The organism is Pseudomonas sp. NFPP25 (assembly GCF_900116505.1).
Taxonomy (GTDB): Bacteria; Pseudomonadota; Gammaproteobacteria; order Pseudomonadales; family Pseudomonadaceae; genus Aquipseudomonas; species Aquipseudomonas protegens.
Genome location: NZ_FPBG01000001.1, coordinates 721,434 through 736,432 on the forward strand (window position 1 = coordinate 721,434; position 14,999 = coordinate 736,432).

12 protein-coding genes are annotated in these 14,999 nt (G+C 65.2%); 1 reads left to right on the forward strand and 11 read right to left on the reverse strand.

Annotated elements, in window-relative coordinates; all coding sequences use genetic code 11:
* Positions 1-17: 17 nt before the first annotated feature.
* From BM382_RS03080 to BM382_RS03115, 8 genes are read right to left on the reverse strand one after another with little or no spacing between them, the layout of a single operon-like run.
* Positions 18-1,388: an O-antigen ligase family protein gene (locus tag BM382_RS03080; protein WP_065364095.1), complete on the reverse strand. Its 1,371-nt coding sequence runs from the start codon at positions 1,386-1,388 to the stop codon at positions 18-20.
* A complete protein-coding gene (locus BM382_RS03085; protein ID WP_050783812.1) occupies positions 1,385-2,485 on the reverse strand; it encodes a glycosyltransferase family 4 protein in 1,101 nt (366 codons plus the stop codon). The genes BM382_RS03080 and BM382_RS03085 overlap by 4 nt, the downstream gene beginning before the upstream one ends.
* A gap of 11 nt (positions 2,486-2,496) precedes the next feature.
* A complete protein-coding gene (locus tag BM382_RS03090) occupies positions 2,497-4,089 on the reverse strand; it encodes a GumC family protein (protein ID WP_041118261.1) in 1,593 nt (530 codons plus the stop codon).
* 11 nt (positions 4,090-4,100) lie between these two features.
* Positions 4,101-5,120 carry a polysaccharide biosynthesis/export family protein gene (locus BM382_RS03095; RefSeq protein ID WP_011061369.1) on the reverse strand — a complete coding sequence of 340 codons (1,020 nt, stop codon included), beginning with the start codon at positions 5,118-5,120 and terminating at the stop codon, positions 4,101-4,103.
* Between the two features lie 22 nt (positions 5,121-5,142).
* A complete protein-coding gene (locus BM382_RS03100) occupies positions 5,143-5,787 on the reverse strand; it encodes a CpsD/CapB family tyrosine-protein kinase (protein WP_011061368.1) in 645 nt (214 codons plus the stop codon).
* Position 5,788: 1 nt separating this feature from the next.
* Complete coding sequence (locus BM382_RS03105) at positions 5,789-6,541, reverse strand: sugar transferase (protein WP_019093969.1); 753 nt, start codon at positions 6,539-6,541, stop codon at positions 5,789-5,791.
* Between the two features lie 57 nt (positions 6,542-6,598).
* Positions 6,599-7,618, reverse strand: a complete 1,020-nt coding sequence (locus BM382_RS03110) for an NAD-dependent epimerase (protein ID WP_072441790.1) — start codon at positions 7,616-7,618, stop codon at positions 6,599-6,601.
* Complete coding sequence (locus tag BM382_RS03115; RefSeq protein ID WP_026020068.1) at positions 7,615-8,967, reverse strand: UDP-glucose dehydrogenase family protein; 1,353 nt, start codon at positions 8,965-8,967, stop codon at positions 7,615-7,617. Before BM382_RS03115 ends, BM382_RS03110 begins: the two co-directional genes overlap by 4 nt.
* A gap of 644 nt (positions 8,968-9,611) precedes the next feature.
* On the opposite strand from BM382_RS03115, the gene BM382_RS03120 reads away from it, so the two are divergent.
* Entirely contained in the window at positions 9,612-10,913 is a 1,302-nt protein-coding gene (locus BM382_RS03120; protein WP_015635666.1) for an OprD family porin, read from the forward strand.
* Between the two features lie 90 nt (positions 10,914-11,003).
* Here BM382_RS03120 and BM382_RS03125 read toward each other — a convergent pair whose 3' ends face one another.
* The 3 genes from BM382_RS03125 to BM382_RS03135 form a co-directional block, all read right to left on the reverse strand.
* The gene (locus tag BM382_RS03125) at positions 11,004-11,942 is read right to left on the reverse strand and encodes a carbohydrate kinase family protein (protein ID WP_011061363.1); all 939 of its coding nucleotides are present in this window, start codon (positions 11,940-11,942) and stop codon (positions 11,004-11,006) included.
* Between the two features lie 13 nt (positions 11,943-11,955).
* Positions 11,956-13,452 (reverse strand): xylulokinase, encoded by a 1,497-nt coding sequence (gene xylB / locus BM382_RS03130; RefSeq protein ID WP_072441792.1) that lies wholly within the window; start codon positions 13,450-13,452, stop codon positions 11,956-11,958.
* A gap of 62 nt (positions 13,453-13,514) precedes the next feature.
* Complete coding sequence (locus BM382_RS03135; RefSeq protein ID WP_011061361.1) at positions 13,515-14,996, reverse strand: mannitol dehydrogenase family protein; 1,482 nt, start codon at positions 14,994-14,996, stop codon at positions 13,515-13,517.
* Positions 14,997-14,999 lie beyond the last annotated feature (3 nt).

Below are 14,999 nucleotides of genomic sequence, written 5' to 3' on the forward strand. Positions count from 1 at the left end.
GGCTACACGCGGCGTTGTCAGGCCGGGGCCGGGCGCGGCACGGGAGCGTCTTCGGCCTGCAGGCGCAGGACGCTGGACAGGGCCAGGAAGATCCACAGGTACTTGTGGTTCGGCGCGCTGAGAAACAGCAGGAACACCGCCATGGCCAACAGGCTCAGGCCCAGGTGGGTGGCGATATCGGCCTGTTCGCGCTGGCCCCGGGCAAGAAAGCCCTGGCGCGCCCGTTCGAAGTTGCGCAGGCCCATCAGCATCAGCGCCACGAAGCTCAGGCCGCCGGGAATGCCCAGCTCGCTGAACAGCTCCAGGTAGGTGTTGTGGGCCCGGCGGAACAGGTCCGGCTCGTTCATGTTTTCCGAGAAGCTGCTGGCAAAGCCGGTCTGCGCGTAGTGGATCGGGAAGGTCCCCAGGCCCGAGCCCAGCAGCGGGTTCTGGCGGATCATCTGGCCGCCCACCACCAGGTAGGAGGTGCGCCGGCCCAGGGAGGTGTCCGCCGAGTGCGCGCCGGACTTGAGCATGCTCAGGGACTGGATCCGCGCCACGTACTCCGCCGGCAGCACGGCAATGCCCAGGGGAATGACGATGGCAACGGCGAACATGGCGAAGCCCAGGTGCTTGGGCCGCAGGCCCTTGAGCCGCTCGCGGTAGTGCCAGACGCCGATGGCAATGGTGAACAGCACCACCAGCAGGCCCGAGCGCGAGTCGGTCTTGGTCATCCCGGCCATCAGGGTCAGGCTGATGCCGACCCAGAACAGCCGCACCGGCCAATGGGGCGAACGCAGGGCGAGGAAGATCGCCGGCGGCACCGCCATGGCGATCAGCAGGGCGAAGTAGTTGGCATCCTGCAACAGGCCGATGGCCCGGCCGCCCACCTGGTACTTGGCCGATACCAGGGCGATCACACAGGTGATGGCCACGCTCACCGCCAGCAGGCGGCAGAGCATCAGCAGGTTGACTTCCCGGGCAATCAGCAGGGTGACGAAGAACAGCACCAGGCCCACTGCCAGCTCCCGCAGGCTGTCCAGCGACACCAGCAGGTTCTCGCTGTACAGCATGCTCAGCAGCAGGCACAGCAGAAATGGCCCCAGGGCCCGCCACAGGTTGCTGCGCAGGCGGGTGTCGGGGATCTGCCGCAGCAACAGCTTGAACAGCATGATCAGGATCAGCGAGGCGCCCAGCAGCTTGGCCCCGGAGAACGCGCTGTCCTTGAACAGGCCTTCGAACGGCACCAGGGCGCAGATCCCCAGCAGGCCCCAGCCCGGGCGCCGGTACAGCAGCGCCAGGCCGAACAGCCCGACCACCACCAGCGGCGCAAGAAACGGCCAGGGGCTGGCCAGCAGCAACAGTGCGGCCAGGCCCAGCAGCAAACCCAGGAACGGAGCGGCGATCATACTCGGGAGCTCTCTCTGGCGACGCGGTACAGCTCATCCCAGCGGCGAGCCAGGGTGGGCAAGTGATAGTGCTTGCGCTGGGTGACCTGGGCGGCCTTGGCCAGCTCCCCGGCCAGTACCGGGTCGTCCAGCAACTGGCCGATGCAGCGCCCCAGCCCGGCACTGTCCAGGGGCTTGGCCAGCAGGCCGTTGTGCCGGTGCTGCAGCACATCGGGAATCCCGCCCACGGCAAAGGCCACCACCGGGGTGCCGGCCTGCATGGCTTCGAGCAGGATCATCGGTGTGCCTTCGGTGCGTGAACTCAGTACCAGCACATTCAGGCGCTTGAGCCAGGGCTGCATGTCGTTCTGATAGCCCGGCAGCAGGATGCGCGTGGCCAGCCCGGCTTCGTTGATGCGCTCGCGCAGGGCCTGGTTCTGCTCACCATCGCCCAACAGCACGGCCTTGAGCGCAGGGCGCTGCTGGCACAGGCCGATCAGCGCATCGAGAAACAGGTCCGGGCCTTTTTCCGCGCTCAGGCGCCCGACGAAACCCACCAAGGGTTCCATTTCGTCGCGGCGTACTTCGGGCTCGCGCAGCGGCGGCCCGTCCAGGCTCGCCGGCAGTTCCAGGGCCGGCTCCGGCAGGCCGTTGGGGATCACCCGCAGCTTGCCCTCGGCGACCCCCGCCTCCAGGTGCAGCAGGGCAATGCTCTGGGCCACGCAGGCGACCCGGCGCACCCGGCGGCTACGGCACAGGCGCAGGCTGAGCCAGGTGTAGAACTTCTGTTTCAGGCTGCGCGGGGTGAAGCCGTGCTGGGTCATGACCAGGGGCAGGCGCAGGCGCCGGGCGCAGACCCAGGCAAACACCTGGGCCTTGAAGTTGTGCGCGTTGAGCAGCCCCGGCTGTTGCCGCAGGTGCGCCAGCAGTTCCTGCAGGCAGTGGCAGTTGTGGCTCGCCACGCCGGCCTCGGCGAAACGCTGCAGCAGCGCATCGGGGGCATTGATGAACACCACCCGATGCTGCCCCGGGGTGCCCAGGCAATGATCCAGCAGCATGCGCTCGGCACCGTAGAAACCGCCGCTGTGGATCAGGTGCACGATAGGCTGCGCGGCCATGCTCAGGTCGCTCACTGTTTGGCCCAATGCCAGGCCCAGCGCCAGGTCCAGCGCGGGTACGGGTTGACCTGGGGCTGCTCGACCGCGTTGAGCACCATCAGCACCGGCAGGCCGAGGTGATCACTGACCTGGGCCGGGTGCTTGAAGCGATGGTCGAAGAACTCGTAGACATAGCCCAGGGCAATGGCCAGCAGCAGGCCGGTGAGCAGGCCCAGGGGAATGATCAGCATCGGCTTGGGGAACGCCGCTTCGCTGGGTTCGTAAGGCTGGCTCAGGACCCGCGCGTTGGACAGCTCGCCACTGATCAGGCGCTCGCCACGGCTCTCTTCGTAGCGCTGGGTGTAGGTGAAGAAGGCTTTGTGCAAGGCATCGATTTCAGTGTCCAGCTGGCGCAGTTTGCTCAGGACCTCTTGCAGGTCGCGCACCCGCGCCTTGTAGTCGTTGATCCGCGCGGTCTTCTGGGCGATCACCGACTGGGTGATCTGCAAGTCGCTGCTGCGCTCGCGCACGCGGTTTTCCACCACCTTGAGGAACTGCGCCCGGGCCCGCACGATCTGCTCGCGCTGCTGCTGCATGGGCACGCTGTCGGCGCGGTAGGTGTCGGCGGTGGTGCCGTACTGGCTCACCAGGTTGGTCAGCTGTTCGCCCAGTTGCTTGATCTCGCGGTCTTCGTAGGCAACGTTGTCCACGGTGTTGGCGAAGGCGAAGGGGAAGGTGTAGTCGGTGAGGCCGGCCTTGCGCGCGGCAGCCAGGTTCTTCTGCAGGTAATCCAGGCGGCGCTGGTTCTCCAGGGCCTGGTCGCGGTAGCCGTTGAGCGATTGCTCTTCGGTGTTGATGGCGTTCAGGCGGAAGGTGATCTCTTCCTTGGGGTCGGAGGCGTGGGCCGCTTCCAGCAGGGCCTGGCGCTTGCCTTCCAGGTCATCCAGGCGCGACTGGTACTGGGCCTTCTTCTGTTCGTAGAAGGCTTCGGGCAGTTCGTTGGATTGCAGGTCCTGGCGGTTCTTCAGGTAGTTGGCCAGCAGGCGCTCGACAAAGCGCGTGCCTTCGGCGGCATTGGGGCTGGCGTAGACGATGGAGATCACGTTGGAGCCGGGCAGGGTGCCGATCTTCAGGTCCTTGACCGCCTGGTCGGTGAAGGCATCCAGGCTGGTATCGCGCACCGGGTCCACGGCCAGGCCGAAGAAACCGCGCACCGGGTTGATCACATGGTTGCGCAGGGGGTCGATCAGGCCATTGCGGATCGGCTTGACGATCAGCCGGGTCAACAGGCCCTCGCTGCCGCCGAACTGGCCCTCGCGGCGCAACTGGTCGATGGTGTCGCGGATCAGCGTGGGTGAACGCAGGATGTTGCTCTCGGTCTCCATGTCCGCCAGCGACGGCGGGATGAACTTGTCGGAGTCCGGGGCGAGCACGGTGTTGGCGTCGGTCTGCGAGAGTTTCTTGGACTGCACGATGACTTCGGCAGTGATCTCGAAGCTCTGCTTGAGCACCAGGGGCAGCAGCAGGGCGATCACCGCGAAACCCAGGAACACCCGTTTGATCAGGCGCCGATTGACAAAGAACACGAGCAGGAACTCGTGCAGGTAGTTTTCGATCTTGGTCATCAAGAGGTAACTCAGTTGTTGTTCGTTTCTTTGTTGTCGACGCGGTAGCCGAAGCTGAACCCGACACCCTGGAACATGATCACGTCCGCCAGCTGCTTGCTCAGGGCGCCGGCCTTGGCCAGGCGGGTCTTGGGCACATAGAGCATGTCGTCGGGCTGCAGGTAGGCGAATTGCAGGGCCTTGCCGTCCAGCGCCGCGTCGGCGTCGTAGACCCGGGCTTCGACCTGGTTGCCCTTGCGCCGCATGATCACCACCGAATCCAGGCGTGCAGTGGGGCCGGCCCCCTTGGCCAGGGTCAGGGCCTCAAGCACCGAGATCGGCCGGCGGATCGGGTAAGCTCCGGGCTGGCCGACTTCGCCCATGACGAACACCTCGTTGGAGGCGGTGGTCTTGAGCAGCACATCGACGCTCACCGAACCCACCTCCTTGGCATAGCGCTGGTTGACCAGGGTCTGCAGCTCGCTGAGGCTCTTGCCCTGCAACGACAGGCTGCCCAGCAGCGGGAAACTGGCGCGGCCGTCGGAGCCCACGACGATCTCGCGGCTAAGCCCGGTGGCCGGGTTGGTCAGGCTGGTGCGCAGGTTGTCCAGCTGGGCCATGGCGTGGGAGATCGAAAAGTTGATCTGCGGCTTCTTCAGCACCTTGGCGTATTGGGTTTCCAGGACCTGGCGCGCCTGTTCGGCGGAGAGCCCGGCGACCTGGATGTTGCCCACGTAGGGCATGTCGATGCTGCCGTCGGGCAGCACCAGTTTGCTGCCGCCCAGTTCCGGAGCGGTGAGGAAGGTCACATCCACCTGGTCGCCAGGCTGCACGAGGTAGCGCTGCTGGCTGGTGGTGCCGATATGGAAGATCACGTCCAGCACGTCCTGGGGCCGCAGCACCTGCTCGATGGGCACCACCTCGGTGAGCTGGGCCTGGTCGGCCGGGGCGCTGAGGATCTGCACCGGCATCTGCTGCGGCTCGCGATTGACGCAGCCGCCCAGGGCCAGCAGCAGTGACAGGCTCAGCAGGGAAAGTCTTGGCTTGTTCATGGTTACACGGTCCTTGTGCCGGTCAGAGACGGTCATAAACCCACTTGGGCATGTAGTACTTGCGGGCGTTGAACACGCTGCCGATCAACTTGGCCTCGGCCTGGATCAGGCGCTGGGCGGCGGCCTGGGCCACTTCCCAGCGGGTTTCCTCGCTGCGCACCACCAGCACCACGCCGTCGACCTGGGTGGCCAGGGTGAGGATGTCGCCGCTGCTGTAGACCGGGTCGCCGTCGATGATCACGAAGCGGTATTCCTCGGCCAGGGCCTGCAGCAGTTCGCGCAGCAGTTCCGGGGTCAGGCGCTCGCTGTACTGCTGGCGGCGGCCCAGGGGCAGGAAGTCGAAATTCACCGCGTCGCTGCTCTCGATGCACGAGGCCAGGGGCGGCGGGGTTTCGGCCAGTGCCAGGTCGAGGAAGCCGGGCCGCTCATCCAGAGCCAGGCGCCGGGTCAGGCTGCTGTCCGAGAGGCTGGTGTCCACCACCAGCACCCGGCCGCGGCTGGTGCGCGCCAGTTCGTTGGCCATGCTCAGGCTGCTGCTGGTGACGCCGCTGTTGCGGTTGGCCGCGGTCAGCAGGATGACCCGCAGTTCCTGGTCGAGTACGGTCACCGCCAGGTTGCTTTCGCTGGGGCTCTGGATCTTCAGACTGGCAAAGGTTGCTGCCGCCATTTCAACTTGCTCCGTGGCCATTGAGGACCTTGAAAGGGGTTTTGATCAGGATCTTCAGGTCGAGCCAGGGGCTCTGCTGGAAGATGTAGGTCATGTCGAGGGTCACGCGGCCGTCGAAATCCACGTCGCTGCGCCCGGATACCTGCCACAGGCCGGTGATCCCCGGGTAGATGCTCAGGCGGCCGAGGTGGTGTTCCTTGTAGGTCTGGGCATGGAACGAGGTGGGGCGCGGGCCGACGATGCGCATCTGGCCGAGCACCACGTTGATCAGATTGGGCAGCTCGTCGAGGCTGGTACGGCGCAGGAAACCGCCGATTCCAGTGATCCGCGGGTCGCGGTCGATCTTGAAATCCACCGAGTCGGCGCCGTGCTTGTTCAGGTGGCGCACCGAATCCTTCAGGGCCTCGGCGTTGACCACCATGGTGCGGAACTTGTACATGCCGAAGCGCCGGCCGCGAAAACCGGTGCGCAACTGCACGAAGAACACCGGGCCGGGGCTGGTGAGCTTGATCAGCAAGGCCACGACCAGCAGCACCGGCGACAGCAGCACCAGCAGCACCGCGGCCAAAAGCGCCGAGGTCAGGCGCTTGCTGCGCGACAGGGTCCAGGGCCGCCCGCCGTCGCGGCCGGTGATCCAGCCGTGCTGTTGCAGGTCGATGGCGGCCTGGACCTTGCGCCGGAACGGGTCGTTGCGCCGGTCGATGTGCAGCGGGGCGGGCACCTCGGTTGCGGGCGATGAGAGAGGTCTATCCATATCCACCGGGAATACTTCCATTGCAGGGGTTGGGTAAAAACGTTCGGCTGTCGCGGCTCAGGACGCCGCGCCCGGGTAGTAGCTCAGGTACCACTGGACGAACTCGCGCAGGCCTTCCTCCAGGGGCAACTGGGGGCCGAAACCGGTGAGGTTTTCCAGGGCGCTGACATCCGCGCAGGTGTTGAGCACATCGCCGGGCTGCAGCGGCAGGTATTCCACCTGGGCCTTGTGGCCGAGGAGTTTTTCCAGGGTCGCCACGTAGTCCTTGAGCTCCACCGGGCGCTGGCCGCCGATGTTGAACAGGCGCCAGGGCGCCATGCTGGTGGACGGGTCCGGCTGTTCCCGGTCCCACAGCGGATCGCGCACTGGCGGCTTGCCCAGCAGGCGCACCAGGGATTCGACGATGTCGTCGATGTAGGTGAAGTCGCGCTGGTGCATGCCGTAGTTGAACAGTTTCAGCGGCCGGCCCTGGCTGATGGCGTCGGCGAACAGGATCGGCGACATGTCCGGCCGGCCCCAGGGGCCGTACACCGTGAAGAAGCGCAGGCCGGTGGCGGGCACGCCGAACAGGTGGCTGTAGCTGTGGGCCATCAGCTCGTTGGCTTTCTTGCTGGCCGCATACAGCGACAGCGGGTGGTCGACGTTGTCACTGACCTTGTACGGGGTCTGCTGGTTGGCCCCGTACACCGAACTGGACGAGGCGTAGATCAGGTGTTGCACCGGGTAGCGCCGGCACATCTCCAGCAGGTTGAGGAAACCGCTGAGGTTGCTGTCCAGGTAGGCCTTGGGGTTTTCCAGGGAATAGCGCACCCCGGCCTGGGCGGCGAGGTTGATCACCACCTGGGGCCGTACTTCGGCGAACAGCCGTTCCAGGCCCTCGCTGTCGGCCAGGTCCAGGCGCAGCAGGGGAAAGTGCCCTACCTGGCGTTCCACCCAGCGCACCCGGTCGCGCTTTAGCTGGGGGTCGTAGTAGTCGTTGAAATTATCCAGCCCGGTGACCTGGTGCCCATCCTTGAGCAAACGCAGTGCGGTATGGGCGCCGATGAATCCGGCGGCCCCGGTGATCAGGATATTCATGCGCGCAATGCCTCCGGTACACGGTAGGGCAGGCCGATGCTCAGGTAATGCAGGCCGGCATCCGCTGCCTGTTGCGGGTTGTAGAGGTTGCGGCCGTCGACCACCAGGCGATCCCTGAGGGTCTCGCGCAGCAGCGTGAAGTCCACCACGCGAAAGGCCTTCCATTCGGTGCAGATCACCAGCGCGTCGGCGCCTTGCAGGGTGTCGTCACGGGTGGCGCACAGTTGCAGGTCATCGCGGTAGCCGTACAGGCGCCGGCATTCGGTCATGGCTTCCGGGTCGTAGGCCTGGACCTTGGCCCCGACCTCCCACAGTGCCTGCATCAGGTAGCGGCTGGTGGCTTCGCGCATGTCGTCGGTGTTGGGCTTGAAGGCCAGGCCCCAGAGCGCGATGACCTTGCCCTGCAGGTTGTCCCCCAGGTGCGCCTTGAGCTTGCGAAACAGCACATGGCGCTGCTGCTCATTGACGTCGCGCACGGTCTTGAGCATGTGCGGTTCCAGCCCGTGGCTTTCTGCGGTGTGGATCAGCGCCCGCAGGTCCTTGGGGAAGCACGAGCCGCCGAAGCCGGCGCCGGGGTAGATGAAGTGGTAGCCGATGCGCGGGTCGGCACCGATGCCCTTGCGCACGGCATTGATGTCCACCCCCAGGCGTTCCGCCAGGTTGGCCATCTCGTTCATGAAGCTGATGCGGGTGGCGAGCATCGCGTTGGCCGCGTACTTGACCAGCTCGGCGCTGCGGTTGTCCATGAACATCAGGCGGTCATGGTTGTGGTTGAAGGGCGCGTATAGCTCGCTCAACTGCTGGCGGGGCAGGTCGTCGGCGCAACCGACGATGATCCGGTCCGGGCGCATGCAGTCGGCCACGGCCGAGCCTTCCTTGAGGAACTCCGGGTTGGAGACCACGTGCACCCGCAGTTCGGATTTGCCCAGGTCTGCCAGTTGTTCGGCGACGGTCTCGATCACCAGATCGGCGGTGCCCACCGGCACCGTGGATTTGATCACCAGGGTCTTGTCGCTGAACATCAGGCAGGCAATGTTGCGCGCCACGGCCAGGACATGGTCGAGGTCGGCGGAGCCGTCTTCGTTGGAGGGAGTGCCGACCGCGATGAAAATCACCTTGCCGTGGCCCACTGCATCGCTGGCCTGGGTGGTGAAGTGCAATCGGCCGGCCTTTTGATTCTCTTCGATCAGGGTCGCCAGGCCCGGCTCGTGAATCGGCGGAATAGAACGTTGCAGCTGGGCGATCTTGTGGCTGTCGATATCGACACAGACCACGTTATGCCCGACATCGGCCAGGGCAACTGCTTGCACCAGGCCAACATAGCCAGTACCAAAAACGCTGACTTCCAAGGGAACGACCTCGTCCATGATGAGTGTTGGGGTGAGGGTGGTTCTCACCTTCTGAAAAGGCGTATGGCACATTGCCGCTATCACGCTCTTTTTTTGACACTACCATAACGTCGAGACGTTTAATTGACGTTTTGCTGTGTTACATAAATGACAGCTGTGTTTTGTTTATTTTTCGATGAATAAAATAATGTTTAAAAACAATTAGTTAAGCGTCTTCATGATGGTCATCATGGAAAGCGTCAAATAGTTGGTTTTTGTTAATAAATGACTGAAAAAACCGACGAACGGTAGTGTGGCGAGACGAAAAGCTAATGCCTTTTTGATATTACCTGCTACGGCATCCTGGGTTCCGAAGGCGAAGCTGAGCAGTCGGACAGTTTTTTTGACGCTTTTCTGCAGCTTGAAAACTGTTGAAATTGATCGGTTTTTTCAAAGATATGGCTGGCAAGGCGGGACGGGTAGCGCCGGTTATGACCAGGCGGGCGTCAGACTAAAGTCGGGTTGGGAGGGTAGGGGCTATCTGCCATCATTGCCGGTCTTCATTGATTCAATCAATTCAGCTGGCGATCACAGATTCGCTGGATGAATTTCACCTGGGTCTTTTTCTTTACCTCGCGTCACTGATTTGCTGCTGGAGCCTGTTCATGCGTCCCCCTTTCCCCTTACTCAATCCGTGCCCATTGCTGGGCCTCGGCGCTGCCGTGCTGTGCGCGGGTTTTGCCCCCCTGGCCAATGCGGCGGGTTTTTTCGAAGACAGCAGCGCCAAGCTGGAATCGCGCACGATCTACTTCAACCGGGACTTTCGCGACGGCCACACCAGCACCGACCAGGGCGCATCCAAGCGTGAAGAATCGGCCCAGGGCTTTATTCTCAACCTGCAATCGGGCTACACCGAGGGCACCGTGGGTTTCGGCCTGGACGCCCTGGGCATGCTGGGGATCAAGCTCGACTCCAGCCCCGACCGCAGCAACAGCGGCCTGCTGCCCTCCAGCGGTCACGACCCGCGGGGCTCGGCGGACCAGTACGCCAAGCTGGGGTTGACCGCCAAGGTCCGGGTCTCGCAGACGGTATTCAAGTACGGCGCCCAGTTGCCGGACCTGCCACTGCTCAAGTACAACGACGGGCGCCTGCTGCCCACCATGTTCAACGGCGCGGTGCTGACTTCCCGGGAGGTCAAGGACCTGACCCTGACCGCGGCCCGCTTGAACCGCTACACCGCGCGGGACTCCAGCGATGCCCAGGACATCCGCGTGCACTGCAAGAACAAGCGCTACGCCTGCAACACCACGGCGGATCACTTCGACACCTATGGGGTGGACTACAAGTTCAACGATCGCCTGACCGGCCAGTACCACTACGCCGAGCTGGAAGACATCTACCGTCAGCATTTTGTCGGCCTGCTGGCCAACCAGCCCCTGGGGCCCGGCGTGCTCAAAGGCGACCTGCGCCTGCTCAAGAGTGCCGACACCGGCGCCGAGCGCGCCGGCGGCATCGACAACCGCGCCCTGAGCACCATGCTCGGCTACAGCGTGGCCGGGCACGTGTTCAGTGCCGGCTGGCAGCGCATGTACGGCGACAACTCCATGCCTTACCTGGATGGCAGCAACCCGTACCTGGTGAACTACGTGCAGGTCAACGACTTCGCTGCGATCCAGGAGCGTTCCTGGCAACTGCGCTATGACTATGACTTCAAGGCCATTGGCCTCAATGGCTTGAGCTTCCTGACCCGCTACGTCAGCGGCGACCACATCAAGGTCCCGGGCAGCCTGCGCGAAGGCCGCGAATGGGAGCGCGACAGCGAGCTCAAGTACGTGGTGCAGAGCGGCGCCTTCAAGGACGTGAGCCTGCGCCTGCGCAACGCCACCTACCGCAGCAACTACCAGAAGATCGCCCGCGACATGGACGAAACCCGCCTGATCGTCAGCTACAACTTCTCGCTGCTCTGACCGACGACTCTGGTAGAAGCTGGCTGGCCAGCGAAGGCGGTAGCCGCAATTGCGCAAGGCTTGCGGGCCTCTTCGCCGGCAAGCCGGCGGCTACGGGAGTTGATGCCGGTATGGCAGGTCCGGGCCGGTGCGGGTGCAGGTCTGGGCCGCGGCGTTGACGGCGAAACGCAGCAGGGCGTCGGTCTGTTCGCGATCGAGCTGTTCAAGGCCCTGGGGGGAATCCAGGCCCTGTTCGGTCAGCCAGGTGATCAGCGCAGCCTGGAAGGTATCTCCGGCGCCCACGGTGTCGGCAACCTCCACCCGGGGCGCGTCCACCGACCAGCTGCCATGCCCACGGCTGAACACCGTCGCGCCCTGGCTGCCACGGGTCAGGAACACCAGCCGGGCGTTGCCTTGCAGCCAACCCCGGATCAGCGTCTCGGGCGCCTGCCCGGGGTACAGCTGGGCCAGGTCTTCGTCGCTGACCTTGATCAGGTCGGCATGGCCGGCCAGTTCGGCGATGCGCTGGCGCCACAGCTGGATATCCGGCTGCGGGTTGAGTCGTACGTTGGGGTCCAGGCTGATCAGCCGCTGCCCCCGCTCACGGCGCACCAGGGCCAGCAAGGTATCGGCAATCGGCTGCACCACCAGGGCAAACGAGCCGATATGCAGCCCGCGCACCTGTGCGTCGAGCTGCGGCAGGTGCTCTTCTTGCAACTGGCGATCGGCACAGCCCTCGCCGCGAAAGCTGTAGTGGGGCGAGCCATCGGCGCCCACGGCCACCATGGCCAGGGTGGTTGGGGCGTCGAATTCCCGCAGGTAGCGGGTATCCACGCCTTCGTTTTCCAGCACCCGCCGCAGGCGCTGGCCCAGGTAGTCCCGGGACACCCCGGCCAGCAGGGCGACATCGACGCCCAGGCGGCGCAGGCCCACCGCCACGTTGAACGGCGAGCCCCCGGCGATCGCCTGGAACGCCACTTTACTGGCCGGGGCCCCGGCCTCATCCGCGCTGAAAAAGTCGAACAGCGCTTCGCCACACACCAGATACATAGTCATTCGCTCTTCAAAGGCTTGCCAGTTGCTGTCGATAGCGCTGGTACACCGGTTCGTAGGCCGCCACGTGTTCGGCCCGGGGCTGGGTTTCGCTGCCCGGGTCGAGGCGCACGCAGCGTTCGCAGAGTTGTTGCAGGTCCAGGTCCGGATCATCCTGCCGGCCATGGCACCAGGCTGCCTGGATCGCCGCGCCCAATGCGGCGGCTTCGGCCTCGCGGGGGCAGATCACCGGGGCATGCATGATATCGGCGACCATCTGCCGCCACAGCAGACTTTTCGCACCGCCGCCGATCAGCCGGATGCTCTGGCTGTGCAGGCCCGCTGCGCGCAACAGGTCGAGGCCGTAGCGCAAACCGAAGGTGGTGCCTTCCACCACCGCGCGGCACAGGTTGGCCGGGGTCAGGTTGTCCAGGGTCATGCCGTGCAGGCTGCCCTGGGCCTGGGGCAGGGCGGGCACTCGCTCGCCGTTGAAGAACGGCAGCAGGCACAGCCCCTCGGCCCCGATGGGGGCCTGCTCCAGGCACTGGTTGAAAGCGGCAAGGTCCAGGCCCAGCAGTTCGCGCACCAGGGTGGTGGCGTTGGTCAGGTTCATGGTGCAGATCAGCGGCAGCCAGCCACCGCTGGACGAACAGAAGGTCGCCACCGAAGGCTCGGGGCTGATCAGCGGGCGCTCGGCGTAGGCATACACGGTGCCGGAGGAGCCCAGGCTCATGGTGATGATTCCGGGCTGGATATTGCCGGTGCCGATGGCCCCCAGCATGTTGTCGCCACCGCCGCTGGCCACCCAGGCATCCGCGCTGATCCCCAGTTGCCGGGCGACCGGCGCAAGGATCCGGCCCACAGGCTGGTGCGCTTCGAGCAACGGCGGCAAGGCCCGCTCCAGGCGCCCGCTGGGGTCGATATGGGCCAGCAGGGCGCGGTCCCAGTCGCGCCTGCGCACATCGAAATAGCCGCTGCCCGAGGCATCGCCGTACTCGCTGCAGCAGCGCCCGGTCAGCCAGAAATTGAGGTAGTCGTGGGGCAGCAGGATATGCGCAATGCGCTGGAACAGTTCCGGGTGCTGCTCCCGGGTCCAGAGCAGCTTCGACACCGTGTAGCCCGGGGCAATGGCCAGCCCCAGGCGCTCCAGGGAGCCCTGGGTGCCCCCCAGCCAGTCCAGCAGGCGCTGGTTTTCGGCGCTGCTTTGGGTATCGCACCACAGCTTGGCCGGGCGCAGCACCTGGCCCTGGTCATCCAGCAGCACCAGACCGTGCTGCTGGCCGCAAACCCCGACACCGAGCACCTGCCGGCCATCCACCCCGGCCGCCTGCAAGGCCTGCCGGGTGGCGCTGGTGCAGGCTTGCAGCCACTGCGCGGGATCCTGTTCGCGGCAGCCATTGGCGCCGCTGATCAGGCTGTGGGGCGCAGCGCCCCGGCCCAGGACGGTGCCGCTCCGGCTGTCGAGGATCAGCGCCTTGGTGCCCTGGGTGCCGCAGTCGAGGCCGAGAAAAAGCGCGGGTTGAGTCATCGTCGCTCCTGGTGTGGGTGATTACTGTCGAGCTGTAGCCGCTGCCGAGCCTGCGGCAGCGGCTACACGGGCCTGGCCAACAACCGCTCCAGCGTCTTGCTCACGCCATGTTCGCGCAAGCTGTTGAAGCAGCGCTCGAAAGCATCGACAAACGCGCTGGAATGGGGAATCGCCGAGCCGAAGATTTCTTCCACCGCCAGCAAACGCTGGGTCAGCAAGGTATCGTCGGCCACCAGGGCCTGGCAGAACTCGGCCCGCGGGTCGGGAACCCGGTAGCTCAGGCCATTCTCGTCCACGCCCTTGAGGTACAGGGCCCAGGCCGCCACCACCAGGGCCGCACGCTCGGTATCACGGCCATCGGCGATCAGCCGGTTGATGGTAGGCACGGTGAACTTGGGAAACTTCGACGAACCGTCGCTGCACACCCGCTCCAGCTGGTCGGCGATCGCCTGGTTGGAGAAGCGCTGGACCAGGGTGTCCTTGTAGGCCGCCAGGTCGATGCCCGGTACCGGCGCCAGTTGCGGGGTTACGTCCAGGTCCATGTAGGCGCGCATGTAGGCGACGAACAGCGGGTCGTTCATGGTTTCGTGGACGAAGCGGTAGCCCTTGAGAAAGCCCAGGTAGGTCAGGGCCAGGTGGCTGCCGTTGAGCAGCTTGATCTTCATCTCTTCATAGGGCGTGACGTCGTCGGTGAACTGCACGCCGACCTGTTCCCAGGCCGGCCGGCCATTGCAGAACTTGTCTTCCAGGACCCACTGCACAAAGGGCTCGCAGACGACCGGCCAGGCATCGTCGATGCCGTGCTCATCGTGCAGTTGCAGGCGGTGGGCGGTGCTGGTCATGGGAGTGATGCGGTCGACCATGGCGTTGGGAAAGCTCACGTGGCGCTCGATCCAGTCATGCAGGTCGGCGTCGCGGCGGGCGGCGAAGGCCAGCAGCGCCTTGCGGGTCACCGCGCCGTTGTGGGGCAGGTTGTCACAGGACATCAGGGTGAAGGCCGGGATCCCCGCGGCCCGGCGCAGGGCCAGGGCCGCGCAGAGAAAGCCGAATACCGTGCGCGGCTGTTGCGGATGGGCCAGGTCGTGCTGGATCTGCGGCAGGTGCAGCATGAACTCGCCCGTGCTGTCGTCGATGCAGTAGCCGCCCTCGGTGATGGTCAGGGAGACGATGCGGATCTCCGGGCTGGCCAGCTTGTCGATCAGCGCCTGGGCGTCGTCCTCGGCCAGCAGCATCTGGCTGATGGCGCCGATCACCCGCACCTCGTGGCCGTCGCCATCGCCCAGCTCGTACAGGGTGTAGAGGTAGTCCTGGCCGGCCAGATCGTCCCGCGCGCGGCGGTCTTCGGAGCGCAGGCCGACCCCGCAGATGCTCCAGTCCAGGCCCTGGCCCAGGTTCATCAGGGCATCGGTGTAATAGGCCTGGTGGGCCCGGTGAAAGCCGCCGACGCCAATGTGCGCGATGCCCTGGCGGGTGGCGGTGACGGTGTAGGCGGGTACCCGCACCTGGGGCGGCAGTTGGCTGAGGTTCAAGCGTTTGAGTTTCATGCA

Excerpts from the sequence above, each read along its gene's own strand:
- BM382_RS03080 (WP_065364095.1), bottom strand. The coding sequence starts at position 1,388 with ATGATCGCCGCTCCGTTCCTGGGTTTGCTGCTGGGCCTGGCCGCACTG.
- BM382_RS03085 (WP_050783812.1), bottom strand. The coding sequence starts at position 2,485 with ATGGCCGCGCAGCCTATCGTGCACCTGATCCACAGCGGCGGTTTCTAC.
- BM382_RS03090 (WP_041118261.1), bottom strand. The coding sequence starts at position 4,089 with ATGACCAAGATCGAAAACTACCTGCACGAGTTCCTGCTCGTGTTCTTT.
- BM382_RS03095 (WP_011061369.1), bottom strand. The coding sequence starts at position 5,120 with ATGAACAAGCCAAGACTTTCCCTGCTGAGCCTGTCACTGCTGCTGGCC.
- BM382_RS03100 (WP_011061368.1), bottom strand. The coding sequence starts at position 5,787 with ATGGCGGCAGCAACCTTTGCCAGTCTGAAGATCCAGAGCCCCAGCGAA.
- BM382_RS03105 (WP_019093969.1), bottom strand. The coding sequence starts at position 6,541 with ATGGATAGACCTCTCTCATCGCCCGCAACCGAGGTGCCCGCCCCGCTG.
- BM382_RS03110 (WP_072441790.1), bottom strand. The coding sequence starts at position 7,618 with ATGAATATCCTGATCACCGGGGCCGCCGGATTCATCGGCGCCCATACC.
- BM382_RS03120 (WP_015635666.1), top strand. The coding sequence starts at position 9,612 with ATGCGTCCCCCTTTCCCCTTACTCAATCCGTGCCCATTGCTGGGCCTC.
- BM382_RS03125 (WP_011061363.1), bottom strand. The coding sequence starts at position 11,942 with ATGTATCTGGTGTGTGGCGAAGCGCTGTTCGACTTTTTCAGCGCGGAT.
- xylB (WP_072441792.1), bottom strand. The coding sequence starts at position 13,452 with ATGACTCAACCCGCGCTTTTTCTCGGCCTCGACTGCGGCACCCAGGGC.
- BM382_RS03135 (WP_011061361.1), bottom strand. The coding sequence starts at position 14,996 with ATGAAACTCAAACGCTTGAACCTCAGCCAACTGCCGCCCCAGGTGCGG.